We start from the raw sequence: 26,609 nt of genomic DNA, 5'->3' as shown, positions 1-26,609 counted from the left end.
TTATTTACTTTCTGATGATACTTAAGTCGCTTTTTGGCATACACATACATGATAAGATATACCCTTCTTCTTTTTCATTCTCTAATAATGCAGTTTGAGGTTGTTGTTTCCAAACCACTTCACCAGTAATTAATTTCACCTTACAGGTTCCACACTGTCCCATTCCACAGGCATGTATAAGAGGTTGTTGCTGACGTATAGAAGCTTCAAGAATCGTTTCGGTCTCATAGCTAATAAATAAGTTATTATTTGTCTGTATGTTGTATTGTTTACCACCTAATACAGCCGCATTTACCTTGAATTCTTCATAAAAAATATGAGAATCACAGACTCCGTTATGTTTCAAAGCATCTTTAGAGGCTTGCATCATAGGTGCGGGACCGCATATGTAGTAGCAGGCGTTGGATACTTTTTCTTTCAATAAGTCAATTTGATAGTTAGTCGTAAGGACTTCGTAAACAATCTGCAATTTAAATTGAGAGCTATACCGCTGTGAAAGCTTTTCCAATCTTTCTTTGAACATAACATCTTGATTAGAACGACAACCATAGATCAGACTCAGACTGCTTAAACCATCTTCTAATGCTTTTTCTAACATAGACAGAATAGGTGTAATACCGCTCCCGCCCGCTATAAAAATATGCTGTGAAATTTTATAAGACTTTTGATTACCAATAGTTTCCCGTAAATTAAATGTACCAAAAGGTCCTTTCACATTCACCATTGATCCAACGGTAAGTTGATCTAGTAAGGCATTAGATAATTTTCCATTTAGCACGCGTTTAATGCCAATTTTTAACGTCCCGCTATTCGGACTTGAACAAATTGAATAACATCGGCTAATGGTTTCGTTATTGAGCTCTCTGGTTAATACAACGTATTGACCGGCTTTGAATCTGAAGGGTAAGTTTGCTACTTTCTTAAAAACTACTTCAATGGCGTCTTTAGTAAGTTGATTAATAGTTTCCACTTCAAGTAGGTAGTGCCAAGTGCCTCCTGAAATTATATCGTTGTACGTGTTCTTAGCACTTAAAATTTTTGCGTCTTTGAAGGATACTCCTTCAATTGGGGTATTCTTTTTGCGTAATTCGCTTTCAATAGCCTTGAATTTCATTCTATAATTATAAAAGGGAATTCTGGGATACAGGTGATGTATGTGATGATAGTTTTGAAAAAAAGATAAAAATTCTAATCCCGGAACTCTTACAATTCGAGTGTTGTGATACTTTCCCATATTCCTGTGTGGATAATGAGGCAACCAGTCAAACGTAAAACCTAAAAAAGGGGCCGCAATTAGAGCCGGCCCAACAAAAACAAAGAAAAATATGGCTCCCAGACCATTCGCAATAAGGATACTGCTGATAATCAGAATGCATACAATAAAAAGTAAGGAATATTTGCGTGTGCCTATCATCGCAGCTTCCATTGAATTTTTGGGGGTAAATGAAATCTTATAATAATGGCCGATTAAAGTAAAACATCGCATGATAGTTGATGAAACACTACTTCCGTTTACATAACTATCCGGATCTTTTTCGGGATTATTCGTGTGTGCATGATGGTTCAAGTGAATTACTACAAAAGCCGAATATGGAAAAAATAAAGTGGTCGATGCTATCCAGCCAATTATCGTTTCTAAAAATTTTAATCGATTATTTCCGCCCGAAATATTGCCATGACAAGCCTCATGAACAACAGTAAACATGCCATAAGCAAGAATGGCACCTAAAATTAATACATACCAATGGCTAAGTTTAGCAGCAGCATAAACATTCCATAGAACCGCGTATGATATAACGAGTGCTACAAATAAAAGTAATGTAGGAACTGCAATACCACCTGTGAACGATATATTCTTTTTACTAAGAATCATAAAATCGAAATATAATACCAATAATAGTTCTATTTTACGAATTTTACAAATAAAAGAATGAACTGCTAATCAATATAACATCTGCAAATGTTTCAGAGTAGAGAAAATTTTGTAGAGAATACAGAGTCTTTCATCAGACTTACTGTATTTATTCTTACCCTTTTATTTTTCTTTATCTAAGACTACAGTACCTGAATACCTGATTGGAAATCTGGAATTTCCATTCAATATAAGGTTTGTTTTTAAATTCGGATATAATTTAAGGAATACCTGAAAATTCTCAGAATTACTTTTTGCTTCAAAATTGATGGAATAACTGTTGTCTTTGTTTTTAGTGGCCTGATATGCGTTTATGGTACCATCTAATTGTATGGCACTATCTCTCCCGCTGTAATCGATTTGCATTTGTCGTTCTCCATAATAGGGTAAAAAAGACGAGATACTATCGCCGGATATAGTCAAAAAGTTACTGTTACCGATTAAAGAAATTGAGTTCGCAGTATTTCCGGGGGGCATTAAACCTGAATTAAGTACTTGTTGCACAGCGTTTGTGAGTTGTGGATACGCCCACGTTGCCTCAATAGTGAACTTTTGAGATTGGATAATATTGTCTAATATCTCAATTTGAGCTGCTGTGGACTCTGATGACTTACAAGAAAGTAAAATTATACAAATACTGATAAGAAAAAGGATACGTTTCATTTGTAATAAGGATTGAACTCCATGGAATATTTAGTAGCGTGAATACATGATTGAACATTTATAGTTCACTGTTTTTGGTGATCGTAAACTCAACAACCAGATGATCATTGAGTTTGTACTTATTTACATGAAAAAGCTTAATGATTAAATACATCCATCAGGTTCCATAAATTTATTCTTAAAATTAATTAATAAAAAGATTACAAAACTTTGTTTAACAGAACTTTAAAAGCTTTCAAGGTAAGTAATTCTTTATTTATTATATAAAAAAAACGCCCGACGTGTTACACGTCAGGCGTTCCTAATTTAATATACATTCCTTGGACTAGCTAATCGCTAAAAGCTCAAGTTCGAATGTTAAATCTTCTCCTGCTAAGGGATGATTCGCATCGATAACGATATGATCTTCTTTAACATCAGCAATTCTAAATTGTTGCTGACCGCCTTCGGCGTTAGAACCGACAAGTCCCATTCCTACTTCTGGTTTAATATCTTGTGGAAGTTCAGCCTTTGGTACTTTATGAAATAGATCCTCTCTAACCTCACCATACGCCTCTTCTTTTGCTATAGTAATAGTTTTCTTTTCATTTACAGCCATATCAACTAATCCGTTTTCGAATCCCGGAATAAGACTTCCTTTTCCTAGCTGCACTTCAAGAGGTTCTCTTTCTAAAGAACTATCAAATACATTTCCATTGTTTAGTTTTCCTGTATAATGCACCTTTACGGTATCATTAGGTTTTACTGTACTCATAAATTGTCTTATTTATTTAATAATTACTGCAAAGTTAAGGCTTATAATATGGAACAAGGCATGGTTTTCAATTAATTGAGTATTTTACGATTTATAAGCGTATTTATCCTGAATTTGGTCATTTTTCATATAAAATGCCATCAAAATTAGTATCGAACATAAAAAAACTGCTCAAAAAAATGTTTTTTAAGCAGTTCTATATTTTCAAGTATGTTTTATATACTTACAATTAACAAATATATTGACCACTCCAAGGTTGATAACAACATACTTTCTCACCGTTCTGGTATATAAAAGAACCATCACCTCCACAAGGACGGCTTGGACGTGCACTTCCACCAATTTGTTGTTGATCGGTTTTTGATAATTCTTTTACTCCGTTAAATTTTAAAAGTGTTTTTTTCATGATTATATCATTTAGGTTATTAAAATATTACTTTAAATTTACTGATATATTTTTTAATTTCAATGCTTTGACTTATTTAATAGTAACTGCTGGTTCAGCTAAATTTTGTATTTCTTGATTCTCTTCAAAGCGGTCCACCGTATCTCTAGTTACGCTATCTGAATTTATAAGATTTTTTTTCGGCTCAAATTTTCTAAAAAACTATCTTCGCGCGATGTGGATGTATTTAGGCCTTTTGGCTGCTTTGTTTCTAGGATTACATAATTTGTGTAAAAAGGATGCAGTTCGTGACAACGAAGTGTTTCCTGTACTGTTAGGTACTATTGGTTCCGGTTTTTTGATGCTACTACCATTATATATTGGTTCTACTTATTTGCCTGAGGTAACAAAAAGTATAGGGTTGCATATAACCGAAATTCCATGGAGCACTCATGGTTTTATCGTGATCAAATCATTACTTATGGCATCTTCATGGGTATTGGCTTATCAAGCTTTAAAACACCTACCCATTACCATTGTAACTCCTATTCGTTCTGCCGGTCCTTTTTTCACCTTTATTGGTGCTATTTTAATTTATCAGGAACAACCTAAGTCTTTACAATGGATTGGTTTTTTTATGATTATTCTTTCGGTTCTTTTATATGCTAATATTGGAAAGAAAGAAGGTATTCATTTTAAAAGCAACAAATGGATATTTGCCATTATCGGCGCTACTTTTTTGGGAGCATCCAGCGGACTATATGATAAATTTTTAATTCAGAATTTAAGTTTAACTCCGCAAACGCTTCAATTTTGGTTTTGCTGGTATACGGTTTTGATACTTTGTGTTATTTTGTCGGTTACCTTCTTCCCTAAAGCAGAAAAAAGAGCTGCGTTCAAATGGCGCTGGACGATTCCCGCTGTCGGTATCTTATTACAGGCAGCAGATTATTTTTATTTTAAAGCACTACAAGACCCGGAGGCGCTCATCATGTTGCTGTCTGCCATAAAACGTAGCCAAATACTTATTGCGGTTGTTCTAGGTGGACTGATTTTTAAAGAAAAAAATAAGCGTAAGAAGTTGATACCGTTATTCGGTATTATGTTGGGAGTGGGATTGATTTTGTATTCGTAAACTAATCGTACCAATCACACGTAGAACAGGAAATGTTGCTGTTTCTTGAAATTATATTCATGCTACGAACTACAGGAGAGCATAGAGCATCCTACTTTGTTTCTTGCCCATTCCGGTCGCTTTACAAACCATTTGTCGTTTTCAGGTTGTTCGTCATAGGGTTTTTGAAGCAATTGATAGAGTTCATCAATCATCTCATAGTTCCCTTTATCGGCTTGGTCAATGGTTAGCTGCGCCATATAATTACGTAGTACGTATTTTGGGTTGACCGAATCCATAACTTCTTTACGTTTTTGATCACTCAATTTTTCTTTTTGTAAGCGTTCGTGATAACTAAAAAACCACTGTTCCCACGCTGTTTTAATCTCATCTTTTATTTCATCAGGTTGGTAAAAAGCTTCAAAAATGGTACTTAGTCCTTCCTTCGCATTTTCTTTTTTCAAGTTTGATAACTTTCGGAAGAAGATAGTCATATCTGTTTCAGAGCGTTGTAGCACAGTTTCCAGCTCCGCAATCAAGTGTGCATCCTCAGCATTTATTTCAAATATTCCAATTTTAGATTTCATCATTTTCAAAGAGCCTTCTTTAAAATCTTGGTCATATTTATTTAAAATTGCTTCAAGTGGTTCCACATCCTGAATTAAAGGATACAAAGCGTTGGCTAACTTGTAGAGATTCCATAGTACTAAGTCTGGTTGTGTACCATACCGATAGCGACGATGTTGCCTGTCTGTGGTATTGGGCGTCCACCCATGATCATAGCCTTCTAACCACCCATATGGCCCGTAATCTATTGTTAAACCAAGAATTGACATATTATCAGTATTCATAACACCATGCACAAAACCTACACGTTGCCAATGCAAAACCATAGTTAAACTTCTATCTACAACTTCTTTAAAAAATTGAAGATATGTTGTTTTAGATGGGGCTCCTATATGCGGGAAATGATGTTTAATAGTATAATCGACGAGTATTTGTAAGGTCTTATGATCTTGACGCGCAGCGAATATTTCATAACTTCCAAAGCGTAGAAATGATGCTGCTACTCTACACACAATAGCTCCCTTTTCATAGGCTGCATTACCATCATACATTATATCCCGTAACACTTGATCTCCTGAAAGCGCCAAAGATAAAGCTCTGGTTGTTGGCACTCCCAGATGATACATCGCTTCGCTACACAAATATTCACGAACTGAAGAACGCAAGACTGCCAGCCCATCGGCTGTTCTAGAATACGGTGTTTCTCCTGCTCCTTTTAACTGTAAGGTCCAGGTTTTTCCTTTATGGGTTACTTCTGCTAAGTTGATGGCGCGACCATCGCCCAGTTGTCCGGCCCAATTTCGAAATTGATGACCTCCGTAGCACATGGCATACGGACTTGTATTTGGTAAAAGTGCATTACCCGTAAAAATCTTTAAAAAATCATCACTTTGTGCGTCTGTGATATCCAGCCCTAAGGATTCGAGCATTTCTGTAGAAACATGTAGTAGTTTTGGATCTGAAGTTTTCTTAGGTGTTACGTACGAGAAACAAGCTTCGGTAACTTGTCTTCTACTGTTTTCTGTGCTAGGATCTGCAGGTAATTCCTTAGTGAATCTATCATGTATCGTAAGCTTATGCATCACTGGTATATCGTAAGGTTTATAAGCTACTAATTTAAGCATAATCAATAACTTTATGACTTGATGACGCAATCAAACCTTAAAGAATACTATTAAATCTGAAGGTCAATTTGTTGGCAAACTATAGGTTGAGTAGTTTTCAGCTAGAGCGCCGGAATTTCGTGAAACAGACATAACCTGTTAGACCCCAACTGGAGAACAATTCTTTGATAGGCAAATACAGTCATTGTACCAATAGAAGACGTAAAGTTTGAAGTAAAAATTAAAATAAAAAAAAGAGGCTATCTTTATCAGACAGCCTCTTTTATAAACATTGAAGTATTATATATATCTAGATAACCTTTACGTTTACTGCATTCAATCCTTTGTTTCCTTCTTTAAGATCAAAAGATACTTCGTCACCTTCGCGAACTTCATCAATTAATCCAGAAATGTGTACAAAATGGTCTTTTTCAACGCCTTCTTCAGTGATAAAACCGAAACCTTTAGTCTCGTTGAAAAATTTTACTGTTCCTTTACTCATTATAATGTAATTAAATTTATATTATTTTGTATAACGCAAAGATGATACCAATAATTCAAATAATAATCATTTAATTGAATTATTTGCTTTTAAAACGGTGTTCCTACCGAAAATGTATCGAATTGCGAACTTAGATGTTACTTTTGCAATGTTACTTTTACAGCATTCATTCCCTTCATCCCTTTTTCAAGTTCAAAAGTTACTTTGTCATTCTCACTAATTTCGTCAATTAGTCCACTCACATGCGTAAAGTATTTCTCTTGATTTTCTGAATCGATAATAAAGCCAAATCCTTTTGATGAATCAAAGAAAGAAACAGATCCTTTTCTTACGGGATCAATTTTTTCCTTTTCACTCTCCAACGTTTTTGGGATATTAATTTCGATACTTTCAAGATCCACCTTGATTTTTTTTGAAGGATCTGGTGGGGTGTCGGTCAAATTTCCATTATGATCAACATAAGCAAATTCAATTCCTTTTTTCCCGTTTTCTTTTGCTTCAGCTCTACGAGCTTCCATTTTTTTAGCCTTCTCTTCACGCTTTTTTAAGCGCTTTTTTTCTTTTTCAATTTTATTAAATGTCTGTTGCGATTTTGCCATTCGTGTATTTAAAGTGTTTTAACCGATACTGGTAAGAGTGTGCAAAGATAGTGTTTTACTTCGTAGTAATGAAAATTTTTGCTAACAATCTAATTTTAAATGAGTTTTTATTTTATTTTTAAGTTTGCATTATGCTCACACAAAAGTTTTATTGAAAGTGTTTTAGTTCAATCTATTTTTTCATCTAATGGAGTATTCAAATCTAGGATTATTCAAGCTTAGATATTTTTAATCATGTTCTAATAAGTTAGCTAGAATATCAATATTATCTGGTAGACGTCCTACATTTTGAAGTTTCAGGGCGGCTAGTTTCAGGGCTATGGCTAGGCATTTGTCAAAGGGATATTTTTTTATATAGGCAAATAAAAAGCCACTCCAAAAAGCATCTCCTGCACCGGTGGTATCCTTAACTTGATCAATTCTAATTGCGGACTTTTGTATAGTAGGTTTTCCTTTCTCAGAAAGAATCACCCCATTTTTCCCTAGCGTTAGACATACAACCTCTACTCCATTGTTATGAAAAAAGTCAAACACTTGTTTCTTTGACACAGAAGTATCAAAAATTCGTTTCATATCATCCTCACTTATTTTAACCAGCGGATTTAAAGTGCAGTATTCTTTAATTACTGCCATTGCTTCCTCTCGATCCTTCCAAATTTTTTCCGAATAATTCAGATCAATACTAAGCTTGCACCCCAACCTGGATGCTTCTCTCGCTTTATTTAGAATTGTATTTCGTGCAGGTTGTTTGCTTAAAGCAAAGCAAGTAGTATGATATATTTGCACTTGAGATAATATTTCTTTTGGAATTTGATCTTCAGTAATTAAAAAATCCGCTTCGCGATACGCTATAAAATCTGGAGTATCGGTTGATCTGGAAACAAAGACAGTACTTGTAGGGATTCCATCAACACATTTAATAAATTGTGTACTTACCCGAGCCTCTCTCATACGTTGAAGAACGTAATCCCCAAAACCATCATTTCCTACTGATGCTACCAATGCAGGTTCCAAACCTAAACGCGCAAGATTCATGGCCACATTCGTTGGGGAGCCCCCTAAGTACCGGTGATAGTCTCTCGTGTTATTAATAGACACACCTTGTTGATGGCCAATGAAATCTATTAAGGTTTCACCCACACAAATTATATCGATTATTTTATTTAACTTCAAATCAAAAATCTTTTTCCGTTACTATATTGTTCTAACATTATTTCGGCTGCTGCACTCCAACTACAGTACTTAATACCGATTGGTTTTTGATTGATGGTATGAAAATTTTCATAATATCCATAGGATTGATCTTTATTCAATGCTTTAATTTGTTGGAGTACCTCCTCAGAAATCTTAGGGTCTTTCTCAATCACTGAAATTCCATAAAATCCATTTACCATTGACCAAGTACCACCATTATGAAATTCAAAAGGATAATTTCTGAATTCGTATTTGCAATTGTTAACCAGTAATTTCCAATCATCACCTTTCTCCGTTATAGGTTCCCAAAATGCCGGGAGTAATTTCAGGGATAAACTTTTTCTTAGTTTTTCTGAATAGTCTATTACTTTATTCTGAAACTGATCATCTCCTAATTCTAACATTAAAGCAAGAGAATTTCCGAAAGCGTCATACATTGTTTGGTACCCGGACGGACTGACAGCTGCGACCCAATGTCTTGATTCATCTAAAAGACTATAAGCCTTAGGATGATAAGGAGAATCATATGTTCCGACGGTATAGTTACCGCTAATTATTTCGGTAACGGTGTCTATTTTTTGACTTATCTCATTCAAAGGTTTTAATGCTTGAATGCATCTTAAAGCCCATAAACGCAAAACTTGATCATAAAAAATATGCCCTTCAGTGATATATTCATCCGCCCAATTTCCAGATCTTGGAACATAGATTAGATGATTATTATTGAATTCCCATGCTTCAAGCAACTTCAGCCCCTTTTTAATATGTGGGTACATTCTATCCAGAAAGGAAGAATCCCTTTGACTTGAGCTATAATTGCAGACTCCAATTATAAACCAGGAGATAGTGTCAACACGACCTGCGAGACCTCCATAGCTAACTTCTGTTTTCTGCTTTTCGTCAAAGAAAACGTTAGAAGGAATATGTCCTAATGCATGTTGGTTATCTGCCAGAGTTATTAAAGTATTTTTAAACGTGTTTATTAATTCCTCATTCCCATCTAACAATGCTGCAAGTCCGCAAATGACACCATCGCGCGCCCAAATTCTTTGATAATTTGCCGTATTCTCTGAACTCGCCAAAAATCCTTTGGGAGTTGAAACCTTGTGCAGTAAATCAACTGCTTTATTATAAGCGATGTCTTTCATAATACTTATATCCTATGCTTTATATTTTCTTTGTTTAACAAAAAGAGTGCAAACAGCACTAAGTAATAAAAGTACGCCTGCAAAAGTTATAGCGTTACGTGGATCATTGTTCAAAAAATTCTTCAAAATATACCCAAAAGATACATTTTGTAGAATCATAGGTATAACGATCATCATATTGATTATACCCATGTAGACACCATACCGCTGTTTTGGTATATCTGCAACCACCATTAAGTATGGGATTCCCATCATACTTGCCCAACCAATACCAAATCCGGTTATAGCCAAAAACAATATGTATTTGTTCTGGATTAATGGAAACGCGATAAAACCTATTGCAGCAAGTAGTAGACAGACCATATGTACATTTTTTGCACTGTAAATTTTAGCTAATCCAGCCAGAGCAAAAGCGGTAAGAAAAGTAACAATATTGTACCAGCCATTCACCAGACCAGTCCAACTCACGGCCATCTCATAAGCTTCAGGATTATTCTTAGGTGTCGCATCCCAAATAGAGAGTGCAATGCTTTTGGAAGAGTTTTGCCAATAACAAAATAAGGCATACCATTGAAAAAGATACACTAACGCTAATTGCCACATCACCTTTGGCATTTCTGCAATGGCAGAAAATATTTCTAGAATGGGATCAAAAAACCCTTCTTTCTTACTTTTCATTACTGCCAACTCTTTATCAGTAGGAGGAATTTCTGAAGTCGTTTTTATACTCCATAAAATAGAACCAATGGAACAAATTGCTCCTAAAAAAAATGAGGCGTACACCCATGTCGGTAAGGAACCTGTTTTTCCTATGAAAATCATAGGAAAAATGAATAGGGATAAATTAGCTAATGTTTGGCCTAAACCCGTAAAAAAGCTTTGCATTTGAAATCCAAGAGGTTGTTGTTCTTCATCCAGCTTATCTACTACAAATGCTCTATACGGTTCCATCGCCGTATTATTTCCTGCATCAAGAATCCATAGTAGTCCCGCAGCCATCCATAAGGAACTACTAAATGGAAAAGCAAGAAGGCTTAAACTACATAATAAAGCTCCAATAAAAAAATAAGGTTTACGTCGCCCGAATTTAGGATGCCACGTTTTATCACTCAAAGCCCCTACTATTGGCTGTACAAGCAATCCTGTTACGGGACCAGCAAGATTGAGTATGGGTATCTCATCTGGCGCTGCTCCCAAGAAATCATAGATTGGGTTTACGGCACTTTGTTGTAATCCAAAACTATATTGAATACCAAAAAAACCGATATTCATATTCCATATATTCCAGAAACTTAATTTTATTTTTTTATTCATTGATTGCTTTTAACTTTTGTATGACCATCAACCTCAATTACCTGCTTTGCTTGTGATAATTATCCTTAGTAAACAGTTGCTCTATGAAGGACAATCGAAGGAACGAATTAAAATTTGTATTGTAACCCAAGTGTGACAGATCTTCCTGGCAAAGGTCGTGCTCTTAAGTAATTATCTTGACCTTCTGTAATGCTTCCTTCTTCAACTTCTGTAATACCAATAGAATCAAAAATATTATTGGCAGATATATTGGCATTCAATGATTTTGTAATTCCTACGTTAACAAACCCATTTACCACAATGAACCCGGGCATAATCAATTCATTCGAATCTTGTGCGTAAGCTTTTGTTTGTCCTATAAAATTTACACCGATAGAATTTTGTTTCTCTTTACCAAAATTATACGAGGGTATGAAATTATAGATAAGATCCGGTTGTCTTCTAGGTATATTTCCTTCATTATCTCCAGAATCTATTTCGGCTTTAGTGTAAGTTATTGCACCTCTTAAATTAAAATCAGAAATAGTATAAAACCCTTCTACTTCTATTCCATAAGACTTATAGTCATTTTCAATAATACTGTTTGAAGTCGCTTCAAAACCACCTTCTTCTGAAGTCTTGGCATGAAATACTGTTGCATAAAGCGCACCATTTTCAAAGCCTCTTTTATATCCCGCTTCTAGCTGATTAATGAAATCTAAAGAGTTAATAGCATCTCCATCCTGATAATTTAAATCCGCAAACAGTATACGATCAGCTTTTGCTGAAGCCCCTCTACTTATTCGTGCAAATAGTGACTGTTTTTTATTTAACTTGTAATTCAAGCCGACTGAATAGGAGAAATAATCATATTCATAGTCTACAGCGGTTGGATTTGCGTTATCAATAGCAGAAACACTCTGCTCAGGCTGAGAAATAATTCCATCATTATTGATATCAAATTGTGTCTGTACAGTTCCCGCAAAAGATCCATCTACCCTGCCTATATCATATCGTGCACTGGCATCTATGGTAAAAGCATCAGCCAATTCGATAGTAATATTTGCATAAGGAGCAGAAACATTATATTGAGTGTCATAATTTCTGTTACAACAATTTCCCCAGAAAGGTGTACCATATGCATACAATCCATTTTCACTTAAAGGATTATTAAAAGCATCAAAGGCATTAATCAACCTTGCATTATCATCATTTACTTCCTGCAAATATGAATTCCATAACCAGGACATTGAAATGTTTTGAATAGACTTAAAGTAACCAAGTGTAATGTCAACAGTATTAAAAGATTTAGATAACTTAAAATCGTTCATGAAATTATTGAAGTTATTTAACTCAACATCAAACATATGTATTCTGGAAACTAAACTAGTAGGATCGACTGCAGAACCGTCTGTAAACGCTAATGAAGTATCTGGACCAAATGATTCTGCTATGTTAGAAGCGGTGGCAATTTCGGCTGGAAAAGGCGATACAAAAGTCCCTTTATTTAAAGAAAAACGACTATTATTAGTTATTTTCCAGTCATTCTCCAGATTGAAGGATGCTTCAAACCCTACCGAAGTTGATATAGGGTGCATACCGTCCGTTACATTACCTCTTCTCAATTGGCCGTCAGCACCCAGACCAACGGTTTGTGTTAAGTTTGAACTATGAATGGATCCGGTAGTGGCATCAAAATTAGGAGCATTTTCCCATTCAGGATCACTATTAGAGCCCGTGACCTTTAAAGGCATGGGTAAATATGCAGCAGTTCTGTCATTTAAATATTTAGAATAGACTCGTATGTGGCCATTTTCAAATTCTTTTAATAAACTTATTTTGAACTGTCCACCATTATTTGCAGTAAAACCAGTTTCTCTAATCCCTTCTCCTACTCTATAAAAACCACCAAAGTGTACATATAAATCTTTGCCTATTTTGGAACCATAATCAAAATCAGTTCTAAAGGTTTCATAATCTAGTCCGACTGTTGTGCCTATAGCTCCTCCCTCATTTCTTCCTGTTTTACTAATAATATTCAAGATTCCACCAGGAGCATTAGAAGTCAATGTGGATGCAGAGCCTCCTCGAATTGCTTCGATTCTTGAAATATTATAATCAAATCTTGTAAAAATATCTGCTGTCCCAAAAGAAATATCACCAAAAAGTAATACTGGTAAACCATCCTCTTGTAATTGTACATATTTAGACCCTCCCGATGAAATTGGAACTCCTCGTACAGCGATATTGGCATTTCCTTCTCCTCCGGACGATTCAGAGCGTATACCGGGTATTGTTCTGAAGATTTCTGCAGTAGATCTGGGTACTGTTTGCGCAATGTTTTTGGCTTTTAAACTAGTCAAAGAGATACTGGATTCAATTTTGGATCTGGGGTTTACAACTCCGGTAAGAATAATTTCATCCAAAGACTCTAAATCTTCTGTCATCTGAAAATTTAAAACAATCGGTGAACCTTGAACAGTTACTTTGGAATCATATTTTTTATATCCTAAATAAGTAGCGCTCAATATATACTCCCCATCTGCCACATTCGTGATAGTATAATTACCGTCCATATCCGTCATTGATCCATTGGTCGTACCCTCCAAAAAAACATTTACACCTATCAAAGGCATACCGTTTTGATCCTTAATATTACCAGAGACTGTTGTTTGAGCGATCGTAGTCGATACGAAAAAAAGAATCGGTAATAACAACGCAAGTTTTACTTTTGTTAGTTTCATCTGTCAATTATTGTGTTGATTATTAAAAAACTATTGAATTATTATCCAAATTATAATTATTCATAGTTAAAAAATGAGAATATTTTATCGAAAACGTTTTCGAATACACCGAAAACGTTTTCGATTTAGTTTTTTCTTATTACATTTATTGCGGTAATTCCCTATAATCCATGAAACCAGTAACTTTAAAGCAAATAGCAGAACATTTAAATATTTCTGTTACAACAGTATCAAAAGCTCTGAAAGATTACCCAGATGTTAGTAAAAAAACTAAAAGTTTGGTTAAAGAGTATGCGAGCATATTAAACTATAGACCAAATACCTTTGCCGTTAACCTGAGAACCAAAGAATCAAAAACTATTGGTTTAATTATTCCGGAGATTGTTCATCATTTTTTCTCTAGTGTCATAAAAGGAATAATTTCACAAGCAGAAAAAAAAGGTTATTTGGTAATTATTCTTCAATCCAATGAAAGTTATGAACTGGAAAAAAAACAAGTTGACCTTTTGATGAGTCAGCGTGTGGATGGTATCTTAATTTCTTTAGCCAATGGCACGGCAGATTTTTCTCATCTAACAGATGTCATTGATCAAGAAAAACCCTTGGTTATGTTTGATAAAATCGCAAAATTGGTTCGATGCTCTAAAGTTGTGATCAATGATATACAAGCAGCCTATGCCGCAACGCAACATTTAATTGATACAGGCTGTAAACGCATTGCGCATTTTAGAGGTCCCCTATTGCCACAAAATTCTATTGATAGATTTTTGGGTTATAAGAAAGCTCTGCAAGATAATAATATGCAATATGATCCCTCCTTAGTTTATATCTGCGAATGTAGTGACGAGAGTTTTGAAGAAGGTAAAAAAAATGCCATACAATTATTAAAAGATCATCAGGACGTTGACGGTATATTCATCAATACAGATTTGGTTGCCGTAGGTGCAATTTCAGAATTTAATAAGCTAGGAATTAAAATACCTGAACAAATAGCTATCGTTGGTTTTAGTAATTGGTTCATGTCTTCTGCTATAACACCTTCGCTTACAACTGTTGATCAGCCAGGATTTGAAATGGGTAAAGTCGCATTTAAATGTTTATACAAGGAAATTAAGGCTAGTAAGAAGAACAAGTCATTTGTTCCGAAAACTATCGAGTTAAAAACGGATTTAATAAAAAGGGATTCCACCAAATAATAGATAAGCTGCGAATTAAAAAAGAATAAGTGTACTTGACAACATGAATTTGGCACAAAATATTACCTGTCTAATGGAATACGCTATCTATTGATTTTCATGTCATTAGCAAACCGAAAATTAGTCACGGATTTTTACATGAAGCATAATGACATTTCGTTAGAAGATTTTTTGTTTTTTCAAAAGAGAACCTTCTAATTCAAGAGGTACAATTGACTTGTTTTTCTTCAGGTTATTGTGTTTTTACACCTACAATCCTACGATAAAGCACACATTTGTAAAATTATTAGTTAAGTTCTCTCTGTTTATTAATTCCAACAACCCTCCTGTTAAATAGTAACTGACGATTTAATAATTTGATTATCAAATGTTAGGTATGTCTTATTTAGATTTAGTCTAATTAAAGTTGTTTTGTTAGTTCTTCTACGCTACTTTTGCGACAGAAAACAGAACTATTTTAAATCAATCTAAATAAGAATAATGAAATACCTAACCACCATTCTAGTTTTACTGTTCAGCTTGAGTAAGGGAATTGCTCAAACTAATCAACTAACGGGAAAAATAACCGATAGCAACGATCAACCACTTATCGGAGTTAATGTTTTTTTGAAAAACACATCAATCGGTACGCAAACAGATATCGACGGAAACTTTAGTATTCTTTCCATTCCCTATGGTAACTATACGGTTCAAGTCTCCTATGTAGGTTTTAAAACAAAAGAACTCACTATAGCGATTACCGAATCCCAACCAGTGCACTTACAAACGATCCAGCTGTATGAAGGAAACGAAATTCTGGATGAAGTTGTAGTTAACGGAACGAGACGTAATAAGTTTTCCAGGAAGGAGACTGCATACGTTGCAAAATTACCGTTAAAGGATCTTGAAAACACACAGGTTTATAATACCATCACTTCAGATCTATTAGTTTCGCAGGTTGTGACTACCTTTGATGATGCGCTCAAAAACGCCGTCGGCGTGGATAAGTTATGGAGTTCTACAGGTCGTGGCGGAGACGGATCCGGATATTATACCGTGCGTGGATTTAATGTACAACCACAACTTGTAAATGGTATGCCGGGATTAACTAATGGAACCATTAATGCTGCCAATATTGAACGTATTGAGGTAATTAAAGGCCCTTCGGCAACCTTGTTTGGTAGCTCAATTACTTCGTATGGAGGGTTAATAAATACCGTGACCAAAAAACCATATAAAGGTTTTGGTGGTGAAGTATCACTAACCGCAGGGTCCTACGGCTTAACAGTGATATCCGGAGATATCAATACGGCATTAGATAAGAATAACAATATTTATTTCAGGCTGAATACAGCGTACTATACCGAAGATAGCTTTCAGGATGCAGGTTTCAGGAACTCTTTTTTTGTCGCTCCTTCTCTATCCTACCGCGTAAACAATAAACTGTCATTTTCGCTGTATGCTGAAATTTCGCAGGCCGAACAAACGAATCCTGTATCCTTATTTTTTAATAGAGCAGCTCCTGCGGCATCAAAAAACATTGATGAATTGGGCTACAATACTAAACTATCCTTTACTTCTAACGATTTGACGCTTGAAAACCCATCTGCTAATTACCGTGTAGAGATGGATTATAAACTTAGTGATTCATGGAAATCCCAAACTATTGTTTCCAGAAGTACTACTTCTTCTACCGGGTATTATTCCTACCTCTATGAGTACGGAATTCTCGCTCCCAACACCTTCACCAGATTTATTAATAAAGAAAACGGAAAAACAAACACAACGGACATTCAGCAAAATTTCATCGGAGATTTTAAACTATTTCAATTACGAAACCGTATTGTAGCAGGCTTGGATTATTTTCACACCACAGCTGTGGATCAAAGTACAGGCTTTGCGTTCTATGGTAATGTACTACCTAATGGGACTATCAATAATGATAACCCTTTTACTCCTGATGAAGAAATGACTCCGTTTCCGCTAACTGAAGCCGGAGTACTATCGGCATTAGCTGCGCAACCTGTAAATAACCTAAAAACCAAATCGAGCACTTATAGTGCCTATATATCCGATGTGTTGAATATTTTACCAACACTTACAGTAATGACCAGCGTACGCGTTGATCACTTTGAAAATGAGGGAGATATCTCAACTGCCGAAGATGATTTTGATCAGACGGCAATTTCTCCCAAGTTTGGCATTCTCTACCAACCCATAGCGGAAATGGTATCCGTTTTTGCCAACTATCAAAATGGTTTTACGAATGTGGCTCCGAGTTTGGTTGGAGATCCTTCTGCCGGACCGCAAACCTTAAAAACTTTTGATCCCGAACAGGCCAATCAAATTGAATTTGGTGTTAAAACCAATCTGTTCAGCAATCGTCTAAATGCCACCTTAAGTTATTATGACATTAGAGTTAATAATAAAGTAATGACTGATCCTACTGCTCCTTTCAACAAAATTCAAGATGGAGAGATTGAAAGTAAAGGATTTGAAATTGAAATCAACGCTAATCCGATAGAGGGTCTAAATCTAAAAGCAGGATTTAGTAACAACGATTCCGAAATTGTAAAAACAGATAACCTTATCCTACAAGGGTCTCGACCTGTAGAAGCCGGTGCAGAAATTCTTTACAACTTCTGGGCAAATTATGAATTCCAGACCGGAATTCTAGAGGGGTTCGGTGTAGGCTTCGGACTTAATGGGGCCGGAGAAAATACCATTATGGACTATGGTCCTGGCGGAACCTTCACTTTACCCGGTTATACCATTTTAAACAGTTCGGTTTTTTATGAAGCTGCAAACTATCGCATCGGTCTTAAGCTCAATAATATAGCTAACGAAACATATTACAAAGGATGGACAACCATAACACCACAGCAACCCAGAGCTTTATTAGCCAATTTTACCTATAAGTTTTAGTTTTTATTTGAATCAGCAACATCTCAATTCAAGCAATTGGATTGGGGTGTTATCCTCTTAAAAATGTGAATTCTATGATACTCCTAATTTATAGTGTAGCGATAAGTTGCTACCTCCTCTACGCAAGTTCTAAACGATTGGAAGTTCAATCTTCTGATAGCCTACGCGTATGGTTGCAGTCTCATGCAAAATATACTAAACTCACGGGTTTCCTGTTGTTAGTCATCAGTTTATTAACGGCTATTTCAAGTATTGGTGTTGGATTTGGAATCTTTACAGTAATCCTGAGCATGATGTGTGTATGGAGTTTATTAATTATACTATCTCCTTTACGAATTTTCAGGTATAAACACATCGTAGCATTGGCAATGGTATTATATCTAATCAACTATTATTATTAGCTTATGCCTGCAAATCAAAAATATCTCACCACTTCGATCGGGCAGCGTGTTGCTAAATTGACATCAGGAATTATAGGCGGCTATATACTAGCTTCCTTAATACATATTATCATTGCTCAATTAGTAGCGGAGCCCAAAATCGTTATTGCAACTTCAATGTATAGCATATTCTTAGTTTGGATGGTGTTGCTACTGCTCCCATTTTTATTCAAAAACGGTTGGAAAGCACTGCTATGGTATGTGTTATTAATTGTAATGTGCAGTGTACTTGTTTATCTGTTAAAAATATAATTTCTGTAAAAATGAGTAAACGATCTTATAATATTTTTTTTCACACCCATACCGTTAGCGGAATTGTAATTAGTGTTGCGTTATATATCATATTCTTTGCAGGAGCCTTTGCTTTAGTCAAAGACGAAATCACTGCCTGGGAAAAGGGTAATACCGCCCCAACAGTTTCGGCTGAAGCAATTGACTATACAAAATTAGCACAAACCATAGAAGAGGATGGCTATGCACTTTACGGACGAGATATTCGTATCATACCACCGGACGCCAAAAAGGAAATTTATGTAATTTTAAGTCCGTCACAAGATTCTACCGTAGTTACGCCCACTGATAAACCGCGCTACTTCTTAGTAAATCAGGATACCTATACCATATCGCCTTATTATGGATTTTATAGTTTTGGCGAACTTTTATATCGATTACATTTTTTTCATCAAATACCTTCCATCGGGATCTATATTGCAGGATTTGTAGCATTATTTTTTCTTTTTGCTATCGTCACCGGAGTGATTATCCATTGGAAAAAAATAATATCAAACTTCAATCTTTTCAGACCAACAGCAAAACTAAAAACCGTCTGGACTGATGCGCATACGGCTCTTGGCGTTATCGGACTACCTTTTCAATTTGTTTTTGCGGTGACTAGCTGTTTTTTATGCTTGTCTGCTTTGGTTTTAGTTCCGGCAAACTTTATTTATGATTATGATCAGGAACAATTGATGCAAGACGTCAGGCCGATGAGTACTACCTACCCAATCGAGGGAAATATGGATACATCATTGGATCTTAATAGTTTTATGAAACGAGCTGCTTCAGAATGGGAAAATTTCGAAATTAATCAGGTCTATATACGCAATTATGGAGATGCTAATATGAAGTTTCAAGTGGATGGTCTTTTAAACGTTAGTGAAGAATTTGTAGGCTATGGTCGTGTCGTTTATGATATGGCCACCGATACAATTGCATCCATAAAAGATCCACATGAGCGTAATTATACCGAAGCTGTGGAAATTGCTATCAAGCGGTTACATTTTGGCGATTATGGAGGGATGTGGATCAAAACACTCTACTTCTTATTAGCGCTTTGTACATGTTTTGTGATAATCACCGGAGTACTAATTTGGCTTGAAGCGAGAAATAAAAAGAAACTTGACGTAGTACAAAAATTATATAATAGAAAAGTAGGTCATATTTATATGGCGATTTGTTTAAGTTTATTCCCAATCACTGCTTTGTCTTTCATTGTCTCCAAATTAATTCCCAGAGATTTGGATGCGTCCAGAATGACTATTTTATACAGTGTTTTCTTTTTGGGCTGGTTAGCCCTCACCATCTTTTTCAGATTTAAAAGAGATAACTACGTAACTAACAAATACACCTTACTTTCCGGAGCTGTTTTGGGCTGCATGATTCCTTTAGTTAACGGTATGGTGTCCGAAAATTGGATTTGGATTACGTTATCAAATAAAAATTATGACATCTTCACCATTGATTTATTGTGGCTAGGATTATCAACACTAGCATTCTTCATTTTTTACAAATTAAAGCGGCCAGTTCCTAAAATAGCACATCATACGCTAATACAGGCACATTATGAAAATCAAAGAGAATTAAATACAACCATACCAATAAATGAACAATCAAACACCTTACATTTTATGAAAACAAAAATTTCTATCTACTGGTTACTAATTGCTGTAGGTTTTATATTGCATCACATCTACGGACTTTTTGGCGTCTATTACAATGAGAGTTTAATGATTGAAGGGGCTACAGGAGATGTTCCTGTTGAGCATCACCTCTATCGAGTTTTATTTGAAGGCGTGGCATTTCTGTTTTGCTTGCTGACTCTGGAAGTATCCAAATACTGGTTCAAGCAAACTTCTTTCGTTTGGGCAATTTTATTAGGGGTATTTAATATATACCATTTCATTACGGCTATAGTATATGAAAGCTCCAACTTTTCTGAGATTTTAATATTAGCTATCATGGCCGTGACAAATGTATTATTAGTTATTAATTTACACAAATGGTCTAAGCAAATAGGCTAGATTACACCAGATTACCGTCTAATAATAAGTAAAAAACCTGATCGTTTGATCAGGTTTTTTGCTAAAATCTCAGTTAATATCTTAGTTATTCTACAGCTTTAATATCCGTCAGAATAAGTCGGTGCTTATATTGTTTTACCTCTGCATCCGATGGATTATTAGGATTACTTACCTCAATTTGATCTTTTTCATAAGTGATTAAGAAAGTTTTACCTATGTTTTCTTTAGCACTTAAATCAAATTTAGAAATAGCTTTTTTACTTACAAAAGTAATTTCCATTACCTTCCCGGTTTCTTTATTCGTAAAGTAATACGCCTTATCCGATTGTCCGTTGTAGGTTACTGTCGTTTCTTCAATTGGATTATTTCCTATGGCAGCAAAGCTGGTAGTCATAATCAATGTTACTACTAATAATACTATCTTGTTCATGTTAATGGGCTTTTAAAGCCGTAAATTTAACATATTTTTTAGAAATGGACTGCTATTTAAAAAATATTGACTTCAAATCCTCTAAATTATCAATTAATAACTCTTTACGAAAGCGCTACTTATACGTAATTTTTTGTATTTCAAAAACTCTGCATCCTCTTTCAAGAATTAAGGTGGCAGTATCTCCTTCAGATTTATTAATCAGTATTCTAGCCATTGGAGAGGTATAGGCTATCTTCTTTTTAGCAATATTAGCTTCATCTACCCCAACAATTTGAAAAACTTCGCTTTTTCCCGATTCCATAATTTTTAAGGTTATGGTAGCACCAAACCTCACCGTATCGTCAGTGCGATATGTGGCCGGTTGTACAACTTTGGCTGTCGCAATCCGGTGATTGAGGAGTTGTGATTGACCATCAAGCATCGCTATGGCAAATCTTCTGTCTTTTTCGTCTTCGATATGTAAAGAAGCTCTCTTAGCCAACAATGTTTTTCTCTCTGCAAGCAATAAATCCATGCCTACAGGTGTCACGTAATTCACAAAACCTTCGGGTAAATGGGCTCTGGGCGGAATTATGGGTACTTCTTCCTGATCATCTTCTTTTACAAAAGCTCTACTCATAATGCTCAAATTAAGTTATACAATTAGCGAAAGCACCTAAACTAGGACTCTTACTTATTTGTTAGTATCCGGAGATAACTTCAAAAGAGCCATCTCCGGATTCTGTTATTATACCGGAATGGAATCGGTAACTTCCATTCGATCCCAATTTCTGTGTTTTGCTATGGCATCTCTAAATGCCTTCGGCTTTTCATTAATGAAAACAGCCTGGTCATCCTTATATTCTTTCACATAAGACTTATCAATTAGCTTTTCTCCTTCCTTATCGGCTGCAATCGCTTTACAGTGCTTAAAAGCTTCATTAATGAATTTTATATATTTCGAATTTTTCAGAAGTTTTTCGACTGATTCTTCGCCTCCGGCTACATAGACCGCATCATACAATACACTTTCGGTTGTCATAATCGACGCATCTACTTCGTATTCTGTATCATGATTACATAAAACAGTACCTCCTGTTGGAGCAATCAATTTCACCATAGCGCCTTCTTTTTCCAACATTTCTTTCACCGGTTTAAATGCATCCATATTAAAACCATCAGCTACCAAAGCCGCAATTTGACGGGTAGCTACACTATCGAATTTGGTGTTTGCCTGACTTAAAGCCGGCGAACTGTCCAAGTATATCTTTTTAGGCCCGGGTTGGTGTTTATCTACATCTGCGTCTGCACCTATCGCTTGATTGATCGGACGTTCAATATCATCCGGAATTTCAATACCCAACCCATCTGAAACCTTTTTAGCCAAATCTTCATCAATCTGCTGAATTAACCACAACATTCTCTGTTGGATATGTTTATGCATACATTTGCCTAATTCAAAGGTGTAGGCATTCGCAACATGATCTTTTTCCCAAGAGGCTAAACTTCTATAAAACAAGGCAGGTTGCGAAAAATGGTCACTAAAACTTTCACTCCGGGTACGTATTTTTTTAGCATCAATACGTTCTTCATATGAATCAAATCCACCTTCAGCTATTTTAGACAAATAAGGACACCCTCCTCCAAGAGAATTAGGGAAATATGCTGTTTGTCCTTTCGGAATATCCATTTGCATATGACCGTCTCTTTGATTGTTGTGGGTGTTAACCACCGGTCGATTAATTGGGATTTGATGAAAGTTCACACTTCCAAGTCGAGATAGTTGCGTATCACGATATGAAAACAAACGTCCTTGTAATAAGGGATCATTTGAGAAATCAATTCCCGGAACAATATGACCGGGCAAGAAGGCTACCTGCTCCGTTTCTGCAAAGAAGTTTTCCGGGTTTTTATTTAACGTCATTTTACCCACAATCTTCACCGGTACCATTTCTTCAGGAATGAGTTTGGTTGCATCCAATAGATCAAAATCAAATTTATGCTCATCCTCCTGAGGTATAATTTGTAAACCTAACTCCCATTCAGGATATTCCCCCGCTTCGATAGCATCCCAGAGATCTCTACGATGAAAATCAGAGTCCGCTCCGTTAATCTTAACAGCTTCATCCCAAGTAACCGAATGCACGCCTAATTTAGGTTTCCAATGAAATTTTACAAAGTGGGACTTCCCTTCTTTATTGATAAGTCTGAAGGTATGAATACCAAATCCTTCCATCATACGGTAACTTCTCGGGATGGCACGATCACTCATTGCCCAGATATGGTTATGCAAGGTCTCGGTAGTCAGTGAGACGAAATCATAAAAAGTATCATGCGCCGAGGCTGCCTGTGGTATTTCTTTATTAGGTTCAGGCTTAACCGAATGAATCAAATCCGGGAATTTCATAGCATCTTGTATAAAAAAGATAGGCATATTGTTACCTACCAGATCCCAGGTACCTTCTTCTGTATAAAATTTAACCGCAAATCCACGTACATCACGCGCTAAATCAGGAGATCCTTTTGACCCGGCCACTGTCGAAAAGCGCACAAATACAGGGGTCTTTCTCTTAGTATCAGTAAAAATTCCTGCTTTAGTATATTCCTCAATGCTATCATAAAGCTCAAAATAACCATGTGCAGCACTTCCCCTTGCATGAACTATACGCTCCGGAATCCTTTCATGATCAAAATTATTAATCTTTTCGCGAAGCAGAAAATCCTCTAGTAAGGTGGATCCCCGTTCTCCCGATTTTAAAGAATTATTGGTGTCATTTACTTTAAGACCTTGATTAGTAGTTAAGGGCTTGTTACTTCCATCTTTGTAAGCAGCTGATAAGTCTTTAATTTTTTTAGAATCTTTTTTAGCGTTTTTTTCTTCTTTTTCCATGATTTTAAATGTGTGAATTTAAATTTTGGTTTGTTATTTTAGAGTAAACTTTATGGTGTGGTTTTGGTATTTATTTGGAAATAAATAGAACTTCTAAAGTACTATTTTAGCTATGCAGGATTTCCCAATGCTTTTATAAAAAAACAGGCATAAATGTTATTATATTCTTATTTTTTAAGGAATACTATTAAATTAACCGGGAGCAGCTAATTGTTTTTAGGAATTCTTTTATGTTTTTCAATAAAACTACAGTCTTTGAACTAAGGTTAAAACCGGAGATATCCGGACATGGTTATACCTTTTAAAAGTATACGAAACTATAAAATTCAAAGGAGTTTAAACACAGAATACCTTTACCGGCTATAAACTGAGTTCATTAGGAAAGGGAGGGTACAAAAAAAGGTAACAAATTCGATTTGCTACCTTTTTGTTTTATATACTATATCGATAGGACCGTTAATACAAAATATTTAAGGCATCTCTGTCTGAAGCAGTAAATTCACCATCTTCTCCGGTACCAAAACAACCTAGCATGATAGAGTCTGCATATGCAGACCAGGGGGTTCCGGGAATCCAGATAGCCGCCAATGAGACCTTGATTATATTACAATTTTTCGTCTCTATCTTGTCTTCCGATTATAGACATTATTTCTACGGTATTATCTTTCATCCTAAAATAAATACTGTCAGACTCACACACATATCGTCTGTAACCTTTTTTTATAAAATCAACCGACTCAAATGAGAAGGGTCGTTCTGCTATACTATCGAAATACGTAAAGAATGAATTAAAGTAAATGTCTGCTTGAATCATTCCAAATTTTTTCACTCCGTAATGATGGATCCTGATCAAGTCATTCTTGGCTTCATTACTTAAGCGGTAATTAGCCATTCATCAACGACTTTGATTCTGCTAAGATTTGTTCCTTGCTATCATTGGAGAACCCGCTATCTTCAGCTTTCTCAAGTTTAGTACGAATCCAGTCAATTTGTACTTGTTGCTTTCTAGCTTGACGTATCAAATCATTGATAAGTTCACTTTTACTAGAATATTCTTTGGTGTCCACTTGGGCTTTTAGCCATTCATCGTTCGGTTTCGTAAAGGATATACTTTGTCTTGACATATGATTGCTTTTGATGTAATAGTACACCAAAATCGAATCAAATACAAATTTTTTAAAAGTATAGAATATATTTGATGATGTGACCTGCGTCCTCTACTCTTACTTTATTGCAAAGTAAAATTATACCGGTTTAAGCGTTGGTAAGAATGATAACAAGCAAAAGGTAACAAATTCGATTTGCTACCTTTTTATTTTATATACTATATTGATAGGATCCTTAATACAAAATATTCAAGGCATCTCTGTCTGAAGCAGTAAATTCACCATCTTCTACGGTACCAAAGCAACCTAGCATAATAGAGTCAGCATATGGAGACCAAGGTGTTCCGGGAATCCAGATAGCAGCCGGACTTACTGAGGGTTCTGCAGGAAGTGGTCCCGTATATCCACAACTCCAACGATTGTACCAGTCCTGATGTCTAAAGCCAACGCTATGACCTATTTCATGACCAATTACATGCTCTACTACATTCAAACTATAGGTGCCACTATCCAATCCCGAGTTAATACGAACATAGCGATTAGGTCTACCTGCCGAAGTAGGAAAACCTGCCGATCCTCCTGCTCCTCCAATGACTCTGTACACCACCATATCTGCTTGTGATTGGTTATTGCCATAAGAAAGTGTAAAATTAAGCGTGTTAGGCAACGCATTATAATTGGCAACTGCCCAGGATAATGCCGTTCTCATCTTAGGAGTCAAGTCAAAACTGGATCCTGTACCTGTCCAACCCAACACCCGTATATTTCGATAAGGGGGTGCAACAATGAAATCAGAATGATATTGTTTATTTTTTCCATCCGATGATTTTAAATCCGGATATTCCGCCAAATCATCCACGGGAATCGTGATATCTCCGGACACCAGGTATTTCTCTTTTGATCCGTCCGGTAGTGGAATATCTTGTATAGTGACTTGTTCTATATTGACCCCCATTTTGAATAGTTTATCCAGCTGTTCTTTGGTGGGTTCTTGAGTTTCCTCCAAGTTGATCTGTTCTACCGTAGTATCAGAGAGGTCTTCTTTTTGGCAGGCTACGATGCATCCCGCGATAAAAGCGCAAAGCGCCAATGTTTTTAGATTTTTCATTTGCTTGTGGTTTTAATAATACAACATTTTGTTACTACTACCCTATGGTTTTATTACATCCATCTAAATACATAAAACAGCAAGTATTGCTATTCTTAACCCGTTATGATGGGTGGTCTTTAGGATATAATTGACGTTGGGGATAGTATACCTTTTTACAGGTTGTTTACTTATGCTACTCATCAGACATACACCGCGGTTTGCAAGACTGATGCGTGATAGATTCAAATATACTATATAACGGACCTATTAAAAATAGGCATGACGCTTATAGA

24 protein-coding genes are annotated in these 26,609 nt (G+C 35.7%); 6 read left to right on the top strand and 18 right to left on the bottom strand.

Annotated features, from left to right (window positions below):
* Positions 1–4: 4 nt before the first annotated feature.
* The 4 genes from ACJRPK_RS05975 to ACJRPK_RS05960 all read right to left on the bottom strand — a co-directional run bounded on the left by ACJRPK_RS05975 (position 5) and on the right by ACJRPK_RS05960 (position 3,735).
* Positions 5–1,873 carry a fatty acid desaturase gene (locus tag ACJRPK_RS05975; protein ID WP_407138961.1) on the bottom strand — a complete coding sequence of 623 codons (1,869 nt, stop codon included), beginning with the start codon at positions 1,871–1,873 and terminating at the stop codon, positions 5–7.
* 162 nt (positions 1,874–2,035) lie between these two features.
* The gene (locus ACJRPK_RS05970; protein ID WP_407138960.1) at positions 2,036–2,575 is read right to left on the bottom strand and encodes a DUF4251 domain-containing protein; all 540 of its coding nucleotides are present in this window, start codon (positions 2,573–2,575) and stop codon (positions 2,036–2,038) included.
* A 325-nt stretch (positions 2,576–2,900) separates the two neighbouring features.
* Positions 2,901–3,329, bottom strand: a complete 429-nt coding sequence (locus ACJRPK_RS05965) for a peptidylprolyl isomerase (protein ID WP_407138959.1) — start codon at positions 3,327–3,329, stop codon at positions 2,901–2,903.
* Between the two features lie 229 nt (positions 3,330–3,558).
* Positions 3,559–3,735: a hypothetical protein gene (locus ACJRPK_RS05960; RefSeq protein WP_407138958.1), complete on the bottom strand. Its 177-nt coding sequence runs from the start codon at positions 3,733–3,735 to the stop codon at positions 3,559–3,561.
* A 214-nt stretch (positions 3,736–3,949) separates the two neighbouring features.
* Here ACJRPK_RS05960 and ACJRPK_RS05955 point away from each other — a divergent pair, with 214 nt between their 5' ends.
* Positions 3,950–4,849, top strand: coding sequence for an EamA family transporter (locus ACJRPK_RS05955; RefSeq protein ID WP_407138957.1), 900 nt, complete (start codon positions 3,950–3,952; stop codon positions 4,847–4,849).
* 62 nt (positions 4,850–4,911) lie between these two features.
* Here ACJRPK_RS05955 and ACJRPK_RS05950 read toward each other — a convergent pair whose 3' ends face one another.
* From ACJRPK_RS05950 to ACJRPK_RS05920, 7 genes are all read right to left on the bottom strand, one after another.
* The gene (locus tag ACJRPK_RS05950; RefSeq protein WP_407138956.1) at positions 4,912–6,519 is read right to left on the bottom strand and encodes a protein adenylyltransferase SelO; all 1,608 of its coding nucleotides are present in this window, start codon (positions 6,517–6,519) and stop codon (positions 4,912–4,914) included.
* A gap of 289 nt (positions 6,520–6,808) precedes the next feature.
* Positions 6,809–7,000: a cold-shock protein gene (locus ACJRPK_RS05945; protein WP_148782282.1), complete on the bottom strand. Its 192-nt coding sequence runs from the start codon at positions 6,998–7,000 to the stop codon at positions 6,809–6,811.
* Positions 7,001–7,137: 137 nt separating this feature from the next.
* A complete protein-coding gene (locus ACJRPK_RS05940; protein WP_148782283.1) occupies positions 7,138–7,599 on the bottom strand; it encodes a cold-shock protein in 462 nt (153 codons plus the stop codon).
* Between the two features lie 228 nt (positions 7,600–7,827).
* Positions 7,828–8,772: a carbohydrate kinase family protein gene (locus tag ACJRPK_RS05935; RefSeq protein ID WP_407138955.1), complete on the bottom strand. Its 945-nt coding sequence runs from the start codon at positions 8,770–8,772 to the stop codon at positions 7,828–7,830.
* Positions 8,769–9,941, bottom strand: coding sequence for a glycoside hydrolase 100 family protein (locus tag ACJRPK_RS05930; protein WP_407138954.1), 1,173 nt, complete (start codon positions 9,939–9,941; stop codon positions 8,769–8,771). The genes ACJRPK_RS05935 and ACJRPK_RS05930 overlap by 4 nt, the downstream gene beginning before the upstream one ends.
* Before the next feature lie 12 nt (positions 9,942–9,953).
* Positions 9,954–11,255, bottom strand: coding sequence for an MFS transporter (locus ACJRPK_RS05925; protein ID WP_407138953.1), 1,302 nt, complete (start codon positions 11,253–11,255; stop codon positions 9,954–9,956).
* 107 nt (positions 11,256–11,362) lie between these two features.
* The gene (locus ACJRPK_RS05920; RefSeq protein ID WP_407138952.1) at positions 11,363–13,978 is read right to left on the bottom strand and encodes a TonB-dependent receptor; all 2,616 of its coding nucleotides are present in this window, start codon (positions 13,976–13,978) and stop codon (positions 11,363–11,365) included.
* 170 nt (positions 13,979–14,148) lie between these two features.
* Between ACJRPK_RS05920 and ACJRPK_RS05915 the strand changes: the two genes are divergently transcribed.
* The 5 genes from ACJRPK_RS05915 to ACJRPK_RS05895 all read left to right on the top strand — a co-directional run bounded on the left by ACJRPK_RS05915 (position 14,149) and on the right by ACJRPK_RS05895 (position 20,818).
* Complete coding sequence (locus ACJRPK_RS05915; RefSeq protein WP_407138951.1) at positions 14,149–15,174, top strand: LacI family DNA-binding transcriptional regulator; 1,026 nt, start codon at positions 14,149–14,151, stop codon at positions 15,172–15,174.
* A gap of 480 nt (positions 15,175–15,654) precedes the next feature.
* Positions 15,655–18,078 (top strand): TonB-dependent siderophore receptor, encoded by a 2,424-nt coding sequence (locus tag ACJRPK_RS05910; protein ID WP_407138950.1) that lies wholly within the window; start codon positions 15,655–15,657, stop codon positions 18,076–18,078.
* A gap of 74 nt (positions 18,079–18,152) precedes the next feature.
* A complete protein-coding gene (locus ACJRPK_RS05905; RefSeq protein WP_407138949.1) occupies positions 18,153–18,479 on the top strand; it encodes a hypothetical protein in 327 nt (108 codons plus the stop codon).
* 3 nt (positions 18,480–18,482) lie between these two features.
* Entirely contained in the window at positions 18,483–18,770 is a 288-nt protein-coding gene (locus ACJRPK_RS05900) for a hypothetical protein (RefSeq protein ID WP_407138948.1), read from the top strand.
* 11 nt (positions 18,771–18,781) lie between these two features.
* Positions 18,782–20,818: a PepSY-associated TM helix domain-containing protein gene (locus ACJRPK_RS05895; RefSeq protein ID WP_407138947.1), complete on the top strand. Its 2,037-nt coding sequence runs from the start codon at positions 18,782–18,784 to the stop codon at positions 20,816–20,818.
* Between the two features lie 85 nt (positions 20,819–20,903).
* Here ACJRPK_RS05895 and ACJRPK_RS05890 read toward each other — a convergent pair whose 3' ends face one another.
* The 7 genes from ACJRPK_RS05890 to ACJRPK_RS05860 form a co-directional block, all read right to left on the bottom strand.
* Positions 20,904–21,248 carry a hypothetical protein gene (locus ACJRPK_RS05890; protein ID WP_148782284.1) on the bottom strand — a complete coding sequence of 115 codons (345 nt, stop codon included), beginning with the start codon at positions 21,246–21,248 and terminating at the stop codon, positions 20,904–20,906.
* A gap of 115 nt (positions 21,249–21,363) precedes the next feature.
* Positions 21,364–21,870 (bottom strand): GreA/GreB family elongation factor, encoded by a 507-nt coding sequence (locus ACJRPK_RS05885; RefSeq protein ID WP_407138946.1) that lies wholly within the window; start codon positions 21,868–21,870, stop codon positions 21,364–21,366.
* Positions 21,871–21,978: 108 nt separating this feature from the next.
* Positions 21,979–24,120: a catalase gene (locus ACJRPK_RS05880; protein WP_407138945.1), complete on the bottom strand. Its 2,142-nt coding sequence runs from the start codon at positions 24,118–24,120 to the stop codon at positions 21,979–21,981.
* Between the two features lie 456 nt (positions 24,121–24,576).
* On the bottom strand, positions 24,577–24,708 hold the full coding sequence (locus tag ACJRPK_RS05875) for a M57 family metalloprotease (RefSeq protein WP_407138943.1): 132 nt from the start codon (positions 24,706–24,708) through the stop codon (positions 24,577–24,579).
* 16 nt (positions 24,709–24,724) lie between these two features.
* The gene (locus tag ACJRPK_RS05870; protein WP_407138942.1) at positions 24,725–25,012 is read right to left on the bottom strand and encodes a type II toxin-antitoxin system RelE/ParE family toxin; all 288 of its coding nucleotides are present in this window, start codon (positions 25,010–25,012) and stop codon (positions 24,725–24,727) included.
* On the bottom strand, positions 25,005–25,244 hold the full coding sequence (locus ACJRPK_RS05865; protein ID WP_407138941.1) for a type II toxin-antitoxin system ParD family antitoxin: 240 nt from the start codon (positions 25,242–25,244) through the stop codon (positions 25,005–25,007). The genes ACJRPK_RS05870 and ACJRPK_RS05865 overlap by 8 nt, the downstream gene beginning before the upstream one ends.
* 217 nt (positions 25,245–25,461) lie before the next feature.
* The gene (locus ACJRPK_RS05860; RefSeq protein ID WP_407138939.1) at positions 25,462–26,334 is read right to left on the bottom strand and encodes a M57 family metalloprotease; all 873 of its coding nucleotides are present in this window, start codon (positions 26,332–26,334) and stop codon (positions 25,462–25,464) included.
* Between the last annotated feature and the right edge of the window lie 275 nt (positions 26,335–26,609).

The sequence above is a fragment of the Aquimarina sp. 2-A2 genome, from assembly GCF_045505135.1.
Lineage (GTDB): Bacteria > Bacteroidota > Bacteroidia > Flavobacteriales > Flavobacteriaceae > Aquimarina > Aquimarina intermedia.
Note: the sequence above shows the minus strand (reverse complement) of the source record. Positions and strands in the feature narration are given on the sequence as shown.